This is a genomic window from Mycolicibacterium helvum, assembly GCF_010731895.1.
Taxonomy (GTDB): domain Bacteria; phylum Actinomycetota; class Actinomycetes; order Mycobacteriales; family Mycobacteriaceae; genus Mycobacterium; species Mycobacterium helvum.
Genome location: NZ_AP022596.1, coordinates 5,545,944 through 5,564,348, shown reverse-complemented (window position 1 = coordinate 5,564,348; position 18,405 = coordinate 5,545,944). Strand labels below are relative to the sequence as shown.

Annotated in this window: 23 protein-coding genes and 1 pseudogene; 12 read left to right on the top strand and 12 right to left on the bottom strand. The window is 65.6% G+C overall.

All coding sequences use genetic code 11. The annotated features are described in order from the left end of the window. Positions 1-5 precede the first annotated feature (5 nt). The 3 genes from G6N38_RS26185 to G6N38_RS26175 all read right to left on the bottom strand — a co-directional run bounded on the left by G6N38_RS26185 (position 6) and on the right by G6N38_RS26175 (position 1,956). A complete protein-coding gene (locus G6N38_RS26185; protein ID WP_163751037.1) occupies positions 6-509 on the bottom strand; it encodes a nuclear transport factor 2 family protein in 504 nt (167 codons plus the stop codon). Positions 510-550: 41 nt separating this feature from the next. Continuing rightward, entirely contained in the window at positions 551-1,006 is a 456-nt protein-coding gene (locus tag G6N38_RS26180) for an SRPBCC family protein (protein ID WP_163751036.1), read from the bottom strand. A 122-nt stretch (positions 1,007-1,128) separates the two neighbouring features. Then, entirely contained in the window at positions 1,129-1,956 is an 828-nt protein-coding gene (locus tag G6N38_RS26175; protein ID WP_163751035.1) for a polysaccharide deacetylase family protein, read from the bottom strand. 130 nt (positions 1,957-2,086) lie between these two features. Here G6N38_RS26175 and G6N38_RS26170 point away from each other — a divergent pair, with 130 nt between their 5' ends. Next, positions 2,087-2,962 carry a TIGR03854 family LLM class F420-dependent oxidoreductase gene (locus G6N38_RS26170; protein ID WP_163752421.1) on the top strand — a complete coding sequence of 292 codons (876 nt, stop codon included), beginning with the start codon at positions 2,087-2,089 and terminating at the stop codon, positions 2,960-2,962. Positions 2,963-3,042: 80 nt separating this feature from the next. Next, a complete protein-coding gene (locus G6N38_RS26165) occupies positions 3,043-4,053 on the top strand; it encodes a DUF4331 family protein (protein ID WP_163751034.1) in 1,011 nt (336 codons plus the stop codon). Here G6N38_RS26165 and G6N38_RS26160 read toward each other — a convergent pair. Continuing rightward, positions 4,050-4,619, bottom strand: coding sequence for a chorismate mutase (locus tag G6N38_RS26160; RefSeq protein ID WP_163751033.1), 570 nt, complete (start codon positions 4,617-4,619; stop codon positions 4,050-4,052). The two genes, G6N38_RS26165 and G6N38_RS26160, sit on opposite strands and share 4 nt — an antisense overlap. Beyond that, the gene (locus G6N38_RS26155; RefSeq protein WP_163751032.1) at positions 4,619-5,692 is read right to left on the bottom strand and encodes a S1C family serine protease; all 1,074 of its coding nucleotides are present in this window, start codon (positions 5,690-5,692) and stop codon (positions 4,619-4,621) included. Before G6N38_RS26155 ends, G6N38_RS26160 begins: the two co-directional genes overlap by 1 nt. 187 nt (positions 5,693-5,879) lie before the next feature. Between G6N38_RS26155 and G6N38_RS26150 the strand changes: the two genes are divergently transcribed. The 7 genes from G6N38_RS26150 to G6N38_RS26120 all read left to right on the top strand — a co-directional run bounded on the left by G6N38_RS26150 (position 5,880) and on the right by G6N38_RS26120 (position 11,266). Continuing rightward, positions 5,880-6,131 (top strand): hypothetical protein, encoded by a 252-nt coding sequence (locus G6N38_RS26150; RefSeq protein ID WP_163745679.1) that lies wholly within the window; start codon positions 5,880-5,882, stop codon positions 6,129-6,131. Between the two features lie 183 nt (positions 6,132-6,314). Beyond that, entirely contained in the window at positions 6,315-7,169 is an 855-nt protein-coding gene (locus tag G6N38_RS26145) for a cyclopropane mycolic acid synthase family methyltransferase (RefSeq protein WP_163751031.1), read from the top strand. 213 nt (positions 7,170-7,382) lie between these two features. Continuing rightward, entirely contained in the window at positions 7,383-7,907 is a 525-nt protein-coding gene (locus tag G6N38_RS26140) for a hypothetical protein (protein WP_163751030.1), read from the top strand. Between the two features lie 4 nt (positions 7,908-7,911). Beyond that, on the top strand, positions 7,912-8,481 hold the full coding sequence (locus G6N38_RS26135) for a lipoprotein LppJ family protein (protein ID WP_163751029.1): 570 nt from the start codon (positions 7,912-7,914) through the stop codon (positions 8,479-8,481). 96 nt (positions 8,482-8,577) lie between these two features. Further along, positions 8,578-8,922 (top strand): ferredoxin, encoded by a 345-nt coding sequence (gene fdxA, locus G6N38_RS26130; RefSeq protein WP_163751028.1) that lies wholly within the window; start codon positions 8,578-8,580, stop codon positions 8,920-8,922. Between the two features lie 272 nt (positions 8,923-9,194). Continuing rightward, complete coding sequence (locus tag G6N38_RS26125; protein ID WP_163751027.1) at positions 9,195-10,364, top strand: DUF7159 family protein; 1,170 nt, start codon at positions 9,195-9,197, stop codon at positions 10,362-10,364. A 146-nt stretch (positions 10,365-10,510) separates the two neighbouring features. Next, positions 10,511-11,266, top strand: coding sequence for a L,D-transpeptidase (locus tag G6N38_RS26120; RefSeq protein ID WP_163751026.1), 756 nt, complete (start codon positions 10,511-10,513; stop codon positions 11,264-11,266). A gap of 29 nt (positions 11,267-11,295) precedes the next feature. Here G6N38_RS26120 and G6N38_RS26115 read toward each other — a convergent pair whose 3' ends face one another. The 5 genes and pseudogenes from G6N38_RS26115 to G6N38_RS26095 all read right to left on the bottom strand — a co-directional run. After that, complete coding sequence (locus tag G6N38_RS26115; RefSeq protein ID WP_407662824.1) at positions 11,296-11,955, bottom strand: sterol desaturase family protein; 660 nt, start codon at positions 11,953-11,955, stop codon at positions 11,296-11,298. A 2-nt stretch (positions 11,956-11,957) separates the two neighbouring features. Next, the gene (locus G6N38_RS26110; RefSeq protein ID WP_163751025.1) at positions 11,958-12,674 is read right to left on the bottom strand and encodes a FadR/GntR family transcriptional regulator; all 717 of its coding nucleotides are present in this window, start codon (positions 12,672-12,674) and stop codon (positions 11,958-11,960) included. Positions 12,675-12,795: 121 nt separating this feature from the next. Beyond that, on the bottom strand, positions 12,796-13,341 hold the full coding sequence (locus G6N38_RS26105; RefSeq protein ID WP_163751024.1) for a YceI family protein: 546 nt from the start codon (positions 13,339-13,341) through the stop codon (positions 12,796-12,798). Positions 13,342-13,402: 61 nt separating this feature from the next. After that, entirely contained in the window at positions 13,403-14,650 is a 1,248-nt protein-coding gene (locus G6N38_RS26100) for a cytochrome P450 (protein ID WP_163751023.1), read from the bottom strand. 198 nt (positions 14,651-14,848) lie between these two features. Beyond that, a pseudogene (locus G6N38_RS26095) lies at positions 14,849-15,073 on the bottom strand (helix-turn-helix transcriptional regulator); the annotation flags it as partial. An 86-nt stretch (positions 15,074-15,159) separates the two neighbouring features. Between G6N38_RS26095 and G6N38_RS26090 the strand changes: the two are divergent. Beyond that, positions 15,160-15,444, top strand: a complete 285-nt coding sequence (locus G6N38_RS26090; RefSeq protein WP_163751022.1) for a hypothetical protein — start codon at positions 15,160-15,162, stop codon at positions 15,442-15,444. On the opposite strand, the gene G6N38_RS26085 is transcribed toward G6N38_RS26090, so the two are convergent. Both G6N38_RS26085 and G6N38_RS26080 read right to left on the bottom strand, forming a co-directional pair. Then, complete coding sequence (locus G6N38_RS26085; protein WP_163751021.1) at positions 15,441-15,629, bottom strand: ferredoxin; 189 nt, start codon at positions 15,627-15,629, stop codon at positions 15,441-15,443. The two genes, G6N38_RS26090 and G6N38_RS26085, sit on opposite strands and share 4 nt — an antisense overlap. Continuing rightward, positions 15,626-16,876, bottom strand: coding sequence for a cytochrome P450 (locus G6N38_RS26080; RefSeq protein ID WP_163752418.1), 1,251 nt, complete (start codon positions 16,874-16,876; stop codon positions 15,626-15,628). The genes G6N38_RS26085 and G6N38_RS26080 overlap by 4 nt, the downstream gene beginning before the upstream one ends. Positions 16,877-17,016: 140 nt before the next feature. Here G6N38_RS26080 and G6N38_RS26075 point away from each other — a divergent pair, with 140 nt between their 5' ends. Together G6N38_RS26075 and G6N38_RS26070 are read left to right on the top strand one after the other, a co-directional pair. Next, positions 17,017-17,601 (top strand): TetR/AcrR family transcriptional regulator, encoded by a 585-nt coding sequence (locus G6N38_RS26075; protein WP_163751020.1) that lies wholly within the window; start codon positions 17,017-17,019, stop codon positions 17,599-17,601. Positions 17,602-17,692: 91 nt separating this feature from the next. Further along, positions 17,693-18,403, top strand: a complete 711-nt coding sequence (locus tag G6N38_RS26070) for an SDR family NAD(P)-dependent oxidoreductase (protein WP_163751019.1) — start codon at positions 17,693-17,695, stop codon at positions 18,401-18,403. Positions 18,404-18,405 lie beyond the last annotated feature (2 nt).

The following is an 18,405-nucleotide window of genomic DNA, read 5'->3' as shown; positions in this document are numbered from 1 at the left end:
CCGGCTCAGGCCAGATCCCAGCCCATGTTCTTGGCGAACGTCACCGCATCATCGGAGATGGTTCCCAGTCGTTTCGACGCCTCGATGTAGCCGCGCACCATCGGCATGAAGTTCATCGGGTTGTAGGCGTCTTCCTCGTAACTCCACAGCCCGTCGCCTGCATACTTGAGCACCGACAGGTTGGGCTCCTCGTGGATGCTGCCATCGCCGGGATCGCGCATCCGGTTCTGGAATTCGCAGATCACCCAGCCTTTGTCGACATCGATGGAATGCCAGGTCGCGGGGAAGAACGGCATCTCGGTGCCCGGGAAAGTGTTCATGGTGCCGACGATCCAGTTGCGGATCGCTTCGCGTCCCTGGAACGTCCCGTAGGAGTGCTCGACGTAGGTGGCGTCCTCGGTGAACTGGTCGGCGAACCGGGACCAGTCCCAGCTCTCACCGATCCCGACGACGACCTGCTTGTGTTCTTCGAACGCTGTCTCAATTTCTTCGCGTGACCATCGACCCATGCACCGGTTCTATCAAACCGGTCGGCGACCGCGGCCGAGATTCAGTCGTTCTCAACAACTTTCTTGATTCGTTCCAGCGTCGTGCGCATGTCTCGCCGGTTTCGCCGGCCGCGCAGATACCCGCCGAACAACCAGAACACCCGCATTGGCGCGGACTTGTCGAGCCGGAACGATTCCGTCACGTCGGTCCCGTCGCCACTCGGATCAAGACGGTAGTGCCAGTTGTTGAGTGCACGGTCACCGGCCAGGACGGCGAACCCGAATTCGCGTCCCGGCTCGCACGCGGTGACACGGCAGGTGGTCCAGTACACCGGACCGATCTCGTTGCGGCGCACGTGCCCGCGGAACTTTGCCCCCAGCGCCGGTCCGCTGGCACCGCCAAGCCATTCGGACTCGAACACCTCTGGCGAGAACTCGCCGGTCTTGGTGACGTCGGAGATGAGATTCCAGATCTTGTCTGCCGGTGCAGCCATGTGCACGGTGACGGAGCCTTCCATGAGCGCGATCCTAGATCCGGCGGGCAGGAGCGAAGCGACTCGGGGAAGCTAGGCCGGCGGGCAGGAGCGAAGCGACTCGGGGAAGCTAGGCCGGCGGGCAGGAGCGAAGCGACTCGGGGAAGCTAGGCCGACGTGACGTGCGGTATCTCCGGCTGCAGGAAAACGTCGTTGAGTGTGACCGTGCGCAGATTGCGTGACCGGATGATGTCCACCAGCGCGGGGTAGACGTGAGTGACCGGCAGGTGGTTGAGGTGGCCGATAACGATGTTCTGCTGGATGAAGTACTGGTCGGCCATCTTGACGATGTAGTCCTCGGTCACCAGCGTCGAGTCGGCCAGCGACCCCGACCACAGCGTCGGAACCCGGTACCCCAGATCGGCGGCGACGGAATCGACGTCGTCGTTGTGGCTGCCGTAGGGCGGCCGGAAATACGGTGTGGCGTCGGCGCCGAACGTGGCGCGTAGGAACTGGTCGTTGCGCCGTAACTGATCGGCGATCTGATCCTTGGGCAGCGTGGTCAGGTCGGGATGCGACCAGGTGTGGTTGCCGAGCTGGATCTGGCCGGAGTCCACCAACGGCCGTAATAGGGCGGCGTTGTCGCGCCAGGAGTCGTAGACCCCGTTGACGAAGTACGTCAGCCGGATTCCGGTGTCCTTGGCCAGCTGGGTGTAGAGCCGCACCACTTCGGAGTTCACCCCGTCGTCGACGGTGATGGCCAGTAGGTCGCCTTTTCCGGGCAGCTTGGTCAGCTCAGCGCCGCCCGGCAAGGCGACCCGGGCCGCCGGTGGCGGTGGGGGCAGCAACGGCGCCGCATCGACCGGCGGCAGGGAAGCCTTGGTGGCCGCCGCCGGTGAGTTGGTCTGTGACATTGCGATCGCACTCGATGTCCCGACGAGGCTGGCCGAAGCCAGCAGCCCGATGACGAATTGGCGCCGGGTTACCTCGGGCACTTGCAGGTCCCAGAAACCACATCCGTAACATCCGTCACACGGATAGATTAAGGTTCGCGACCTCGGAAACCGCGCACATCCGTGGCTGTGTCGTGATATCCGGCAGGGTTACCGTGGCGGGGTGAGCGACGTGAAGATCCGGTTCGGTATCAGCTTCGGGAGCAGTGTTGCCGAGCTCCCGCACGTGGTCGACCGGCTGGAGTCCGCAGGCGTCGACTCACTCTGGTTTTCGGAACTGGTCTACACCCCGGCCGTCGACCCGTTCGCGGGCATGGCTTACACGTTGGGCCGCACCGAGCGCCTCAAAGTCGGCACGTCGGTGGCGGTGCTGCCGGGCCGCAACCCGGTTCTGGTCGCCAAGACCCTGGCATCGCTGGCCGCGCTCGGGCCCAAACGGGTGCTGCCCGCGTTCGGGCTGCGCCCGGCGTCGGAGGCGGAATGGAATCTGTTTCCGGTTCCCGACGGCCAGCGCGCCGTGGTGTTCGACGAGGCGGTGGAAGTGGTGCGCGCGCTGCTGACCGGTGACGAGGTGACCTTCGCCGGCCGGTTCTTTGCGCTCACCGCCGCATCGCTGGGCATCCGCCCGCCCACGCCCGTCGACATCTGGCTCGGCGGGTCGGCGCCGGCGGCCTTCCGTCGGGTCGGGCGCCTCGCCGACGGCTGGCTGGGGAGCTTCCTCACCCCCGGCGAGGCCCGCGTCGCCCGGGAGAGCATCGAGCTCGCCGCTGCCGAGGCCGGCCGAGTCATCGAACCGGACCACTTCGGCCTCAGCCTTGCCGTCGCCGATGGCGGCTTGCCCGACGCCGTTGTCGCCGGTGTCCGCGCTCGACGGCCCGACGCGGATCCGGCTGACCTCGTGGCCGGCGGCTGGCAGCAATTGCACGCCCAGCTCGACGGTCTGATCGCCGCGGGGCTGAGTAAGTTCGTCATCCGCCCGCTCGGCGAGACGCCCGCAGACGAGTTCATCGACCGTTTCATCGACGAGTTGTTGCCCCGCCAGAACTGATCCGGCAGAGTACCGCGCAGGGATGCGTACACACCACTGGACATATCTCTAGAAGACTGCAGCGGCGGAGGGGTTTTGCGATGTCGAATCATTTCACCGGCCTGAGCCTTGGCCCGCCACTGGGTGACCAGCGACTGGATCTCTGCGACCTGTATGCGTTTCAGGCGCCCACCGAGCCGACTCGAACGGTGCTGATCCTCAACGCCAACCCGAACGCCGATGCGCTGCACCCAGACGCCATCTATCGGCTGGCGGTCGACAACGACGGGGACCTGCTCAACGACATCGCCTTCAGCTTCGTCTTCTCGGTGCCCGAGGACGGACGCCAGACCGTCGACGTCTTCAAGGCCGTCGGGGACGAGGCGGAATCGCCACTTCCGTTGGGCGAGAAGATTTTCGACGCGGTCGAGGTGTCATTCGGGCCGACCGCCAACGTCCACCGGTCCGGGGACTACACGTTCGCCGCAGGCGCGCGCAGTGACGCGTTCTTCTTCGATTTCGACGGCATCAAGAACTTGTTCGACATCACCGGCGGTCGCAATTTCACCGCGCCCCATCTTGGCGACACCTCACCGTGGACCGGGGTCGACTCCAATCTGAGCGCCAACGTGTTCTCGATCGCCATCGAACTGCCGACGGCAGAACTGGGCGCCAACCCCGATATCCGGATCTGGGGCCGGTGCAGCCTCAAGCAGAACGGGGAACTGCTCCACGTCGACCGTGCCGGGCATCCGTCAGTGAGCAGTTTCTTCAACACTGACGACACCAAACTCGAATACAACGCCAGCGTCCCGATCAACGACCGGGACCGCTGGACCGGGCAGTTCGTCCACCTGATGGGGCACACCGGCGGCTACACCGAAGAGGAGGCCGTCGCAGAGATCGACCGCGAGGGCACCCTGCCCGACATGCTGCACTTCGATCCGGCCAAGCCGGCGAAGTACCCCAACGGACGGGTGTTCACCGACGATGTCATCGACTATCGGCTGGCGTTCCTGACCAAGGGCGACTGCCCGCCCAGCGGGCTGGCTCCGCACACCGACACACTCGACGTCTTCCCCTACCTGGGCAACCCACACCCAGCGAATTAGCCTGTGGGGCAGTATGACCGAGTGGCGACGTCCAACGCCGTGCGGTAGAGATCGTCGAACTGTCGCTCGCCGGCAACGACTCCCTTGGCGGCGGCCAGCGCGGACCCGCAGCCCGGGGAGTTCAGCAGCGGCCACTGCAGCGAGAACTGCTCGACGATCTGACGGTTGAGCCCATCGATCACCGACCGGGACGCCGACAGGTCCGGTGCCGCATTCGGCGCACTGGCCGGGTCGAACTTCCAACCGGCGAACCTCGCATACTCGATCGCCTCGGTCGCATTGATCTGATTGGTGAAGGCGCCTGTGGCGTAATCAGTTGCCACGCCACGGGATTCGGCGTCCTTTGACACCGCATCCAACACCACCTTGACCCGCGCGGGATCGGTGATCGGGCCACCGGTCAGCCACTTGTTGGCGGCCACCGCATCGGCGGTCTGCAGACGCTGCGCCGCCGCGTCCACCAGGTTGTACAGCGGTTCGGGTGAATCGGCCCGCGCCGGTGCGGCCGTCGCTACCGCCAGCATTGCCACCACCGTCGTGGCGCCACGCGCCAGGGCGGTCGACATCAGCCGACCGGTCCCGCGCTGAGCACCAGGCTGGCACTCTGCGGATTGCCGGCGCGGTCCACCCAGCTCAGCAGGATGGTGTCGCCGGGGTGGTGGGCATCCATGACGTTGGACAGGTCCGTGGCGGTATTGATGGGGGCGCCGTCCACCGCGACGATGACATCACCACTCGCGATACCGATTCCTCGGGCCGGCGTGTCCGGAAGTACCTGGCGCACAACGGCTCCAGCAGGGCCGCCGTTGCTCGCGTCGGCAATGCCGACACCGATGAACGCGGTGTCGCCCATGTGCACACCCGGGCCGCCGCCAGATCGGATCGTGTTGGCAATGCCGAGGGCACGGTCGATCGGAATGGCAAAGCCTTCGCCGCCGCGGACGCTGCCCATCCGGTAGGTCAAGGTGGCGGCGACGTTGACGCCAACTACCTGACCTGCCGCATTGACCAACGGACCACCCGAGTCGCCAGGTCGGACGTCGGCGGCCACCCGGATCAGGTCGGTGAGTTCCCGAGTCCCGCCGCCGGACTCGTCGGACGCCCGCACCGAGGCGCCCAGTTGCGTCACATTGCCCGGCGAGAAGCTCGGAGCGCCGCCGGCGCCACCCGCATTCCCGATCGCCGCGATCGGATCACCCACCGCCACCCCCGATGACGTGCCCAGTGCCGCGACCGGGAGATCACTGGCGCCGCGCAACCGGACCAGCGCGATGTCATTCGCGCGGTCATAACCGATGACGTCGACGGGGTAGGTTCTCCCGTTTGCCAAGCTGGTGGCGGTGATCCCGGTGGCGCCCTCGATGACGTGGTTGTTGGTCAGCACCTCGCCGCCTGCGTCGAGCACGATGCCGGTGCCTGCGCCGACCGCGCCCTGATAGTTGAGCGTCGTGTTGATATCGACGAGTCCAGGGGTCACTTGGCCCAGCACCGCGGACTGGTCCAACGGCGCCAGGGGAGCAGGGCCTACCAGCGCCGGTGTGGCGTTCGCGGGCCACGCGAGCAAACCCGGCACCAGCAGAAGGGCCGCCAGCACGGTCATGAGCCGGCGGCCGCGGCGAAGCGGAAGCTTTGCGTCCATAGCTCAACTTTGCCTGAAAAGCGGCTCGTATGGCACTCGGACCGCCGTTTGGCCGCTTCTGGCGTTGCTGGCCTGACCATCGCGGTTTGGTGGAGCACACATTTGGGCAGTCCTTTGCCCAGCATCAATTGCCCGCTTGAGCTCAATCCTCGACATCGCCCGTACCGGACGAGAAGGGACTCCAATCGTGAGCACTCCAGAACGCTCCGAACGGCCCTCCGAACAAGTCCCCAAGCAGCAAGGCCGGGCCGACAAACCGGTGCCGGACGAGCATGCGCGGGCTAAAGCAAAAGACATGATGAAGGCCTACGAGGACCGGCCGACCGCGGTTTTGCCGGGGTCCCACAACACCGTTACCGGCACGGCAGTCAACGAATGGCTTGATGAGGAAGGACAGCCCATTTACGGCAAGGACGACAATGCCGAAACTTCCGCATAGCGACGAACACTTAGCTGCTTCACAGTTTGCTCAAGTGGGGACTTCGCAGTTCAGTCACGTAGGCTACCGGGGTTAGGTCACCCGGGGAGTGTGGTCGGTCTTGCGGGGGTGGGCCGGAGTGCAACGCAAGAACAGGACACCGTTTTGTTAGATACACCGGCCAACGCCGATCAAGCTGAGTACATGGAGCCGCGTTTCGACAACGTGCAGCACCATTACGACCTGTCCGATGACTTCTATCGGCTCTTCCTGGACAGGACCCAGACGTACAGCTGTGCCTACTTCGAGCGCGAGGATCTGACGCTGGAGCAGGCGCAGATCGCCAAGATCGATCTATCGCTGGGCAAGCTCGGCCTGCAGCCGGGCATGACATTGCTGGACATCGGTTGCGGATGGGGAGCCACCTTGATGCGGGCCCTGGAGAAGTATGACGTCAACGTAGTCGGGCTGACCCTGAGCAAGAATCAGGCGCTGCATGTCCAGCAGTTGTTCGACGATTCCGAGAGCACCCGGTCACGGCGAGTCCTGCTCGAGGGCTGGGAGCAGTTCGACGAACCAGTTGATCGAATCGTTTCGATCGGCGCGTTCGAGCACTTCGGATCCGATCGTTACAACGCGTTCTTCAAGATGGCCTACGAGGCGCTGCCCGCCGATGGCCTGATGTTGCTGCACACCATCGTTCTGCCGAGTGACGAGGACTTCGCCGCGCGCGGAATGCCAATCACCATGCGGCACTTGAAATTCTTCAAATTCATCATGGATGAGATCTTTCCCGGCGGCCGGTTACCCAAGGTGACCGACGTCGAAGAGCACGCCACCCTGGCTGGCTTCACTGTCAACCGGATCCATCCGCTGCGGCTGCATTACGCCCGCACCCTCGACTATTGGGCCGCGGCGCTGGAGGCCAACGAAGAAGAGGCCGTGGCCCTGCAGTCGCGCGAGGTATACGACCGATACATGCGGTACCTGACCGGCTGCGCTGAGCTGTTCCGCGATGGCTATACCGACATCTGCCAGTTCACCCTGGCCAAGGGCTGACGAGTCGCTGCCAGCCCTTCGCCTCACCACGTGCGGGTGAACGGGCACACCTGCGCGCATCCCCCGGTGTGCGCCACAATCACGGTGTCGTCGTTGACGCTATCGGCTCCGCGTTGGTGGCGTCGCGAGTCGAAAGGCCCACATCTCGTAGGGCCAATGGTCCTCACCAGGGTGTTAGCATGCGCGCGTCGTTGGTGTCGGTAAGGAGATGCAATGGTCCGCGCAGTGGCAATGGGTAGCGCGGCATTGGCCATGATGGCGGCCGGCCTGGGCGGCATCCCCGGCCCCCGGGCCTTGGCCGACCCGGCTGCGACCGTATATGTGTTCGGCAGTTGCTACGACCCGAGCCAGCCGCTGCAGGAGAAACCGCAGCAGGTGGTGTACGGGTGCGACTCCACCAGCGTTATGGAGAACATGACGTGGAGTTCGTGGGGAGCCGACGGCGCCAGGGGAGCCGGGACCGACAATGCCGTTCAGTGCCAACCGAACTGCGCGCAGGGCCCGCATCTGTACAACCCGATCGTGGTGCACGCCTGGAATCCCGCCCCCGGCCAGCCCGGCTGCCCCGACAACGCAGCGTTCTACACCGATTTCACGGTGGCCTACCCGGCTGGCGTCCCGCCGTGGGTGGTGCCCGGCACCAGCTGGGGGCCGGGCGTGGAATACACCTACGTCGAGGGCATGCCCGCCGTTCACTTCTTCGACCAACGGCCCTTCAGCTGCTCCTCATTGTCTTGATGTGATGCCTGCCGCAACCGGCCTTCGCGCCAAGCCCGCAGTGCCGCTCATCGCGGCTGCACTGCTCGTCAGCCTGGCACTAGGACTGGGTTTCGTTGTGATGCACCGGTTTCGGGATCTGCGTGGGGAAGCCGTCGATCCGGTCGCGCACCCACTGACTGACGAGCAGGCCAAGCTGCAGGTCCTCGAGCCTGCGCAGGAGATCGCCGGCACCGGCAAGCTGAAGGCCGCCACCGCAAGTTATCTGCTGATGTCGTGCAAGAACGCCGATGAGCCGCCTTACCAGGGTGCGGTCTACCTCAACTTCGATGTGCCGGGCGTCTTGGACACCCCGCAGTACTTCGGGTCGCTCGCGGCGGCGTTGACCGCGAAGGGCTGGACCGAGGCGACGCCGCCGAACCGTCACCCCGGTGGCCGGACCTTCACTCGGGACGGGGTTACGGCCATCTACTTCCGCAATTCCGACCAGACCAACCGGGCCACGATGCAGATCTACGGTGAATGCCGGAACACCAGCGACCATCGCAGCGACTCGACCGGTTGGGTCGACGTCACTGCCGCATTGCCTCGCTGAACTCAGCCGGGTCCCCGGAAGATGGGGACTTTGGTCCCTACGGCATGGGCCTTCTACCTCGTGTCTGGTACGCAAAGTTACAGTTAAGCTGCGGTTATGACCTACGTGATCAGCAGTGCGTGTGTCGATATCAAGCACAAGGCCTGCATGAAGGAATGCCCGGTCGACTGCATATACGAGGGTGACCGCACCATGTACATCAATCCCACCGAATGTGTGGAGTGCGGGGCCTGCAAGATTCTGTGCGAAGTGGACGCCATCTATTTCGAAGGCGACCTGCCCGAGGAGGAGAAGAAGTTCCTCGCCGACAACGCCGCGTTCTTCAGCGACATCCTGCCGGGCCGCGACGCCCCGATCGGGAACCCGGGCGGCTCGTATGAGCTGGGGCCGGTCGGCGTGGACACCCCGATGGTTGCCGCTCTGCCGCACGAGCAGCACTGATCGAGACTCTTCCTCGCCGGTAACCCTCGATTCCGGCCGTTATCGGATCGTCGCCGTAGCGAGACCGCACCGTGCTCAGTCGCCGGTATATGCGACTGCGGGTAGGCTCCACGGAGATCGAAACCGACCACGCTGTCCCGGTTCGCTTCCGGCGCTTCCAGCGCGATGCATCGCAGCAGGTATTGACTGCCCCGCGGCGCGCGTTGCTGTGAGACCGGCGAAGTCAGGACCGGAGAGGAGTGCTTCAGTTGGACACGGTCCTGGGACTGTCGATGACCCCGACCACTGTCGGACTCGTCCTTGTCCAAGGTGACGGAGTCGACGGCGCCACCAAGGGGCACGACACGTTCGAGGTGCGCCGCGGCGGATTCAGCCCGGTCACAACGTCGGAGTTCGTCGCAGAGGCGTTGTTGCGCACCCAAGCCATTGCCGGCGGCCAGCAATTGCAATCCATCGGGGTGACCTGGAGCGATGACGCGTCGGTCGAGGCCTCGCTGCTGCTCGACTCGCTGACGGACTCCGGATTCGACAACGTGATCCCGATCCGGCTGCCCGAGGCCACCGAAGCGTTCGCTCGCGGCATCGGACAAGTGATCGGCGCTGATGTAACCGCCGTCTGTGTCGTCGAGCCCGACGCCGTCGTCGCCCTGGTCGTCGACGCCGACGAGGGTGCCGTGCAGACCGCTATCAGCTACGACCTGGAAACCGATCAAGACCTGATCGCCTGGCTGTCCGACATGATCGTCGCCAGCGAATGGCATCCCGACGGGCTGGTGTTGCTGGGCTCCGGGGACGGCTTCGCGTCGATCGCACGTCGCCTCGAAGAGATCGTGGGTATCCCGGTGTTCGCGCCGGCCGAGGCGGAGCTGGCCCTGGCCCGCGGCGCGGCCTTGGCCTCGGTGAACGGCATCGCAGTGTTCGACGATCCGCTGTTCGCCCTGCCTGCGGCGCCGGCTGACCGCCGTCACAGCTCCAAGGCCCTGCGTGGCGCGACAGCGCTGCTGGCTGGGGGTGTGGTGGCGTTCGTGGTGTCGGCGTCGGTAGCGGTGGGGCTGGAACTGCTGCCCGACCACGGGACGCACTCTGGACACCGCGACGTGGTGAATACCGCCGAGACCCCGGCGCTGCTGCCCGAAAGCGCCCCTGCGCCGGCGGCACCCGCCGCTCCGGCACCCGGCGGTCCGGCACTGGCTGCCCCCGACGACGCCCAGTCCCGGCCAGCCGCGCCGCCGGAAACCGAGCCGACCTTCGACGCGGCTCCGGTCGTCGCGATGACGATGAACATGCCGCCTCCTGAGGCGCCGCCCGCCGATATGCCCCTCGACGCACCGCCACCCGAGGCGGCGGTGCCGGCACCGCCGCCGGCGGTCACACCGCTGCCTGCGCAGGAGCCCAAGCAGTCCCTGCGGGAGCGCATCTGGGAGCGCCTGCACGGCGGATAGCGGAAAGTTTCGCTGACAGTCGGCGCTGACACGCGTCCGACCGCCAACTCACCGCAGTTGCGGCATGTCCCCGCATGTTTGGCGGGCGCATTGGTGCCGACCATTTAGACTGGGCCTTTGCTGATCGCCCACGCAAGGACGGATCCATGGCCAGAGCAGTTCGACGAGCATTTGCCGCCGCAGGGATCGCGGCGCTGGCGCTGGCGACTTCGGTGCAGACCAGCGTGGCCGCGGTCGCTCCCTCGATTGGCGGGACCACCATCGCCTCCGTCCAGCCCACCAACGGCCAAGTCGTGGGTGTCGCCATGCCGATCACCGTGACGTTCACCAAGCCGGTCATCGACCGCTGGGCCGCCCAGCAATCGATCAGCGTCACGGCGCCGGCCAATGTGGCGGGGCGGTATGACTGGCTTGACGACACAACAGTTCAGTTCGTGCCGGCTCAGTACTGGCCGGCGCATTCCGAGATCACCATGATGGCCGGCGGCATTCCGCGGACCTTCGGCACCGGCGCGATCGTGCTGGGCGTGGCCGACATCTCAGCTCACACGTTCACCGTCAGCATCGACGGCCAGGTGGCTCGCCAGATGCCCGCCTCGATGGGCAAACCCAAACACCCAACGCCGGTGGGGAGTTTCAACGTCCTGGAGAAGCAGGCCTCGGTGGTCATGGACTCCCGCACCATCGGGATCCCGCTCAGCGATCCGGAGGGCTACAAGCTCACGGTTTCCGACGCGGTTCGGGTCACCTGGGGTGGGGTGTACGTGCACTCCGCACCCTGGTCGGTCGGCTCGCAAGGCTATGCGAACGTCAGCCACGGCTGCATCAACCTGAGCCCCGACAACGCCGCCTGGTATTTCGATCAGGTTCACATCGGCGACCCGGTCGTCATCAACGCCTAAGCTCGACAAGGCTTTCCACCCGCCGCCCGTCACGCGGCGGCGTGCAGATTCTTCGCGGTGGGGGATGCGGGCACTGTGGCGGGGTCGGGATAGGTGCCTAGCACCCGGTCGGCGGTACCCGGCGTGGTCACCCCGAACCAGTAGTGCTCGTTCTTGAAGTGGTGTAGCCGGTGGTCGCGCCAGATCATCCGGTAGACAGCGGTTTTCGGCTTGTAGTCAGTGTGAACCAGATAGTGGCACCACTCGTAGAGCAATCCGCAGGTCAGGATCACCGCCAAGAACGTCAGCCCCATGCCGGTGCGCGGGAAGAGCAACATCGCAATGGCCACCGCCGCGATGACCGCGCCGACCCCCGACTGGAGCGGAATGAATACCAGATTCACATCACGTGGGGCGATGTGGTGTTCGCGGTGCTTGCGGGCAAGGAGCGGGTCTAAGGTGATCCTGCCGATGCGGCGCGGCCGCCAATGCAGGATGAAGACGTGAATCATCCACTCCAAGAACGGGAATCCGACCGCGATCGCGAACGGCACGACCGCGTCGGTGAGTTGCCAGTCGCCGGCGGCGATCCGGGCGATGACGGCGGCGGTCAGCGCCACCGCGAACAGCCATGGCGAGGGGTGCCGCCAGAACTCGCGGCCGGCGTCGGCCAAGCCGAGTCCGCGGCGAGTGTTCATCGAGGTGCCCATCACTATCCCTCCAGCGCGTTCAGTGCCGCGACCAGTGCGGTGGTTGCGGGCTCCAGAAGTTCACGGGCGGCGGTAACCGCCACTGCCGGTTTGCCCGCCGTGATGGCCGCAGCCAGCGCGCGGTATGCCTGTGTCTGACCGACCTCGGCGGCCATCAGCGTGGCCAGTGCCGGCAGTGCCGGTTCGTAGGCGGCGCGTAATGTGTTGAACATCAACCGAAATGCGATGGAGTCGGCTCCGTCGACCACGTCATCCCAGAAGGTCAGCGCATGCCGCTGCTGGTCGAGCGGATCCTGCGCCGACGCAAGTGCGGCGATCGATTCCTCCAGCCGGTCGGCCATCCCCGCCGGGCGGCGTTCGGCAGCCAGCTCGGCCACCTTTGGCCCGTTGTGCAGGCGGGCCTCGAGGATGCTGCGGGCCACCGATACGTCGAGCTGGCCGTTGCGCAGCAGTAATTGGGGGAGCAGGTCGAGCCCGGCGTGACGGCGGAAGTCGCGCACCGTGGTGGCGTCCCCCTGGCGGACTTCAACCAGGCCTGCGGCCGCGACCCGCTTGAGCGCTTCGCGCACCGCGGGGCGGGATACGCCGAGCACCTCGGCCAGTCGTCGCTCGGAGGGAAGCGCCTCACCGGGCTGCATTTCGCCGCTGAGGACATCGGCGAGGATCTGCTCAAAGACGTCCTGGGGGACCGAACGCCGGTTCACCGGCTGCAATGCCACGGACCCAGCATGCCCACTCCAGCCGGAAGAGGTCAAGTGGTCTGACCAATTTCGGCGCGCCAACACCAACCGGACGCACTATTGCGTGCGGTTTAGACCGCTTCGTCGATCTCGGCGCAGGTTACTTGGGGTGGCGTGCGGTGAACCGCAGGTTTACCTCGTCGGCGACTTTCAACGACCCCACGAACAGTGAGTACGGCTTGACCCCGAACTGCGTCTGGAACACCGGCACCGAAGCCGTCATCACCCAGGCGCCGCCGGAGTCCTCGACCGCGAGGTCGACGGCCTGCGGCCGCGACCTGCCGTGAATCTCGACGGTGCCGTCCAAGCGATACCCGGTCGCGGTCTTGGTGATGTCCTGCGTGCTGTACGTGATCTGCGGATACTTCTTGACGTCGAGCGCCTTGAGCGCATTCGAGCGGACCACACCCTTCTCCGGCCCGGTCAACGGCGTGAGGCCACCCTCCCCCTTGATTACCTGCAGCGAATCGACGTCGACGACCAGGGCGGCGGCGGCCGGCTCAGTGCCGCGCCATTGCACGTCGGCACGCCACGATGCCATCGCGATGGTCAGCCGGTGCCCCATCTTGGCGGCCGGTCCGGCAACCCCGGTGAGTATCTGCAGTTCGCCTTCGGCAGCGGTCAATGTCCAGGCTGTGTCCGTCACGCCTCGACAGTATCGGTATGTGCCACTGCTCCATCGGTGCCGGCCGTGGCCGGCGCAGCACTCACGTGCGGGCGCCGGCTCCGGTGTAGTCGACCTGCCAGTGCTTGATGCCGTTGAGCCAGCCCGACCGCAACCGCTCCGGCTTCGCCAGCGGGGCCAGATCCGGCATGTGGTCGGCGATCGCGTTGAACATCAAGTCGATCGTCATCCTGGCCAGGTTGGCACCGAGGCAGTAGTGCGCACCGGTACCACCGAAGCCCACATGCGGATTCGGGTCGCGAAGGATGTTGAAGCGCAGCGGTTCCTCGAAGACCTCTTCGTCGAAGTTGGCCGAGCGGTACGACATCACCACACGCTGGCCCTTCTTGATCTGGACGCCCGAGAGCTCGACGTCTTCCAAGGCGGTCCGCTGGAACGACGTCACGGGGGTGGCCCAGCGGACGATCTCGTCGACCGCAGTCACGGGGCGCTGTGCTTTGTACAGCTCCCACTGGTCCGGGAAGTCGGCGAACGCCGTCATGCCATGCGTGATCGAGTTGCGGGTGGTCTCGTTGCCGGCCACCGCCAACAGGATGACGAAGAAGCCGAACTCGTCGTCGGAGAGTTTGTGACCGTCGACATCGGCCTGCACCAGCTTGGTCACCAGATCGTCGCCGGGGTTGGCCGCCCGATCGGCGGCCATGGCCATGCCGTACATGATCAACTCGCCGGCGGCACCCTGGGGATCGTTGCGGGCGAACTCGGGGTCGGCTTCCCCGACCATCTGATTGGACCAGTCGAACAGCTTCTTGCGCTCGTCCTGCGGGACACCCATCAGGTCGGCGATGGCCTGCAGGGGCAACTCGCAGGAGACCTGTTCGACGAAGTCGCCGGAACCCTCCGCGGCCGCGGCCTTGGCGATCGCCTGGGCACGCTCTCTGAGATTCCCGCGCAACGTCTCGACGGCCCGTGGAGTGAACGCGCGCGAGACGATCTGGCGCAGATGGGTGTGCCGCGGCGCGTCCATGTTCAGCAGGATGAACTGGCCGGTGTCCTTGTGCGACACCGCCGCATTGTCGGGGTAACGGGGCAGTGCAGTGTTCTCCAGGCTCGAGAAGATGTCGCTGCGCCGCGAGATTTCCTTGACGTCCTTGTGCTTGCTGACGACCCAGTAGCCCTCGTCATCGAAACCGCCGACATCTCTCGGTTGCTCGTTCCACCAGATCGGCGCGACGCGGCGCAGCTCGGCGAGCTCTTCAACGGGAAGCCGCTCATTGTTCAGATCGGGATCAGTGAAGTCGAAACCAGGGGGCAGGTTCGGACTTGGCATAAAAAACACACCTCCATACGACGTCATCTAGTGCCCGGTGATCCATGCCTACACCACGCACGGAAGCCTCGGGGCGCCTTAACGGAAACTGGTAACTGAAACGTGTTCTAAAGTTCGGTTGACGACGGCCGTATCGCCTCGGCGGTGGCGGTGTCGGCGGGCAGAAACGCCTCGATGCTCACCGAGGTTGCGGATCCGGGGCGCCAGTCCGGCGGCCAGCAGCAGGTGGTTCTGCTCGCGCGGCGGTACCGCCAGGGCATCGGCCAGCCGCAGCACCATCGCCCGGCTCGGCGCCGATCGCCCGCTCTCGATGAAGCTGACGTGACGGGCCGATACGTCGGCCTCCAGCGCGAGGTCGAGTTGGCTGAGCCGGCGCCTGCGTCGCCAATCCCGTAACAGCTCGCCGAACGCTGCGCCACCCATTCCGCCAGCATCACCCAAGTCGATACGCAATGCGATTACCTCGGAGGTAATTGCCTCGCCTACCTCCGCAGAGGACCGTAGTCACCGTGACGAACAGCGATCGACCCCCGGTCCCGAGCTGGCTTGGCATCGTGCTCAAATGCGACCGCGCCGGCTCCGCGTGGTTCGTCGGCACCGGCTTCTTCCTGGCACCGCTGCTGGCAGTGGTGTCACCCTGGCCGACGCTGACCGTGGTCATCTGGGTGCTGGTCGGACTGGCCGGACTGTGGCTGGGGCTGCTCGGGGTGGCGATGGCCACCGGGCTGGCGATGGTCATGCGCTCGAATATCGAGATACCCGAGGACTATTGGCGCTCGATAGTGAACTACTAGTCGAGCACGACCGCGTTCTCCGGGCAGGCCCCGGCCGCCTCGCGGGCTCTGTCGGCAAGCTCGTCGGGCACCTCGTCAACAATGGCCTCGGCGTAGCCGTCGTCGGTCATGGCGAAGATCTCCGGACAAATGGTGGTGCAGACGCCGTGTCCGCGGCAGCGTCCGTCGTCGATGCTGGCTTTCATGACAGGTCGAACTCCAGGTGCAATTCGGTGAGCCCACGCAGGATGTAGGTGGGCACATAGTTGTACCGGCGCGCATCGGCCGGCCCGTGATGTTCCTCGCTGATCCGGATATCGGTGGTGCGATCCAGCAGCCGCTCCAGCGCGACGCGCGCCTCGGCCCTGGCCAGTGGGGCACCAGGACAGCTGTGGACGCCACGGCCAAAGGCGATGTGCTGCCGGGCATTCGACCGCGCCGGGTCGAAGGTGTTGGGATCGGTGAACCGTCGGGGGTCGCGGTTGGCCGCCGCCTGGACGACCATCAGCGTGGAGCCGGCCGGCACATCCACACCGCCGAGGGTGACCGGTTCCTTGGACAGCCGGAAGTCACCCTTGACCGGGCCTTCGAAGCGCAATGCCTCCTCGATGAAGTTGCCCACCTTCGAGCGATCCGCCCGCAGCAACGCCTGGATGTCGGGGCGATCACCGAGAATCTGCAGGGCGGCACTGAGCAGCCGCACGGTGGTCTCCTGACCGGCCGAATACAGGTTCGCCGCAACCCGGGCCACGTCACCGGGATCGGGCACCGAGCCGTCGGGGAAGGTCGCCGCGGCCATCTCCGACAGCACATCACCGCGCGGGTTGGCGCGACGGTCCTCGATGTAGGCGATGAACTTGTCGTAGAGGTATTCCAGCGGAGATTTCGACAGGCTTTCGCCTTTGACGCTGCCGATACCGCCGCCGTGGTGCGCGCCGCTGTGCATCTCGGCCAGGAACTCGTCACGATCGGCATCGGGCACACCCAGCAGGTCGGCGATGATCACCAGTGTGAACGGTTGGGCGAAGCCCGAAATCAGCTCGCCGCCAGAACCGACGAGGAAATCGTCGAGGACGCGGTCGACCATCGTCCACATCGCGTCCTCGTTTTCCTTGAGGCGCTTGGGCGTGATCAGCCGCATGAGCAGCGCCCGGTGATCGGTGTGAACGGGCGGATCCAGCGCCGGCAGCTGATCGTTGAACGGCAGCTCATCGCGGTGTGCGGCAATGAGTTCGGCGACGTCGTCGCGGCCCTCGACGGGCACGGGGAAGCCGGGGAAGGGGCCGGTCACCGCGATGCAGGACGAGAACCGGTCGGCGTCGCCGGCGACTTCGGTGGCCTCTTCCCAGCCGGTGACCATCCACACGCCCTTGTGCGGTTCCCGCGAGACCGGGCAACGAGCCTGCAGGGCTTCCAGATAGGGATAGGGATCGGCGACCACATCGCGGTCCATGAAGAAGTTCACGCTGTCGACATCAGTCACTGAGGGGTCCCTTCACCGCACGGAATCTGCCATACGATCGGCAAGGGCGATGCTAGTCGATCGTATGGTAGATTGCTAGCCAATCGTAAAGCTGGCGAAGGGAGCCGACGATGAATGCAGTCGCTGCGGCCGGCGCAGTCCCAGCCCCCGATACCCGGCAACGACTCATCGACGCGGCTATTGCACTGTTCATCCGGCACGGCTTCGCCGGCACGTCACTGCAGATGATCGCCGACGAGCTCGGCTTCACCAAAGCCGCTATCTACCACCACTTTCGGACCCGCGAGCAACTCTTGGCAGCGGTCCTTGAGCCAATCATCGCCAAGGTGGCTGCGGTGGTCGAAGACGCCGAGCGGCAGCGCGGGACTCACGCCCGCGCCGAACGCATGATCAACGGTTATGCCCGGCTTGCCGTAGAGAGTCCGATGCTGGTCTCGGTCCTGGCATCAGACCCGAGCGTGCACACCGTGTTGAAGGCCAACCGCGAGTGGATGCACATCATCTCGCGACAGATGACCCTGCTCGCCGATGTGCATCCCGGCCCGGAAGGTTTCATCCGGGCACAATTCGTGTTCGCCGGGATCGCCGGCTCAGCCGACCCCAAACGCACAGCCGACGACGAGTGGTTGCACGGCCAACTGCTCGACGCCGGACGGCGCGCGCTCGGGCTGCGCACGCCTCGACGAACGTCGTAGTTCCACAACAGTTTTGCGATGAACTAAGCAAAGAGCGCAAGCAGGCGCGGTTGGTTCACCAGGCGGCGCAGCCGCCGGAAAGGGGAAGCTTGTGTCCACCACGAAGACAGCATTGGTGACCGGTGGCGGTTCGGGGATCGGTGCGGCGGTGGCCGATCGGCTGCGCTCCGACGGCTACCACGTCGCCACGATCGACCTGAATCCGTCCGAGGCAGATTTCTCCTACGTCGCCGATGTCACCGACCGCGCGCAGATCGATGCCGCCCTCGCCGACGTCCACGCCGCGCTCGGACCGGTGACCATCCTGGTCAACGCCGCCGGCCGCGACTCGTTTCGCCGGTTTCTCGACATCAGCTTCGAGGACTGGAAGAGGATCGTCGACATCAACCTGCACGGGGTGTTCCACACCATCCAAGCCGTCCTGCCCGACATGATCGAGGCCGGCTGGGGCCGCATCGTCAACATCTCGTCCTCGAGCACGCACTCCGGGGTTCCGTACATGTCGGCCTACGTCGCGGCCAAGTCCGGGGTCAACGGCCTGACCAAAAGCCTTGCCCTGGAATACGGCCCGGCCGGGATCACCGTCAACGCCGTCCCGCCCGGCTTCATCGACACGCCGATGCTGCGCAAAGCGGAGACCCGCGGCAACCTCGGCGACATCGACGCAACCATCAAGGCCACTCCGGTCCGCCGGATCGGCAGACCAGAGGACATCGCGGCCGCTTGCGCCTTCTTCGTCTCCGAAGAGGCCGGCTACATCACCGGGCAGATCCTCGGCGTCAACGGCGGACGTAACACCTAAAG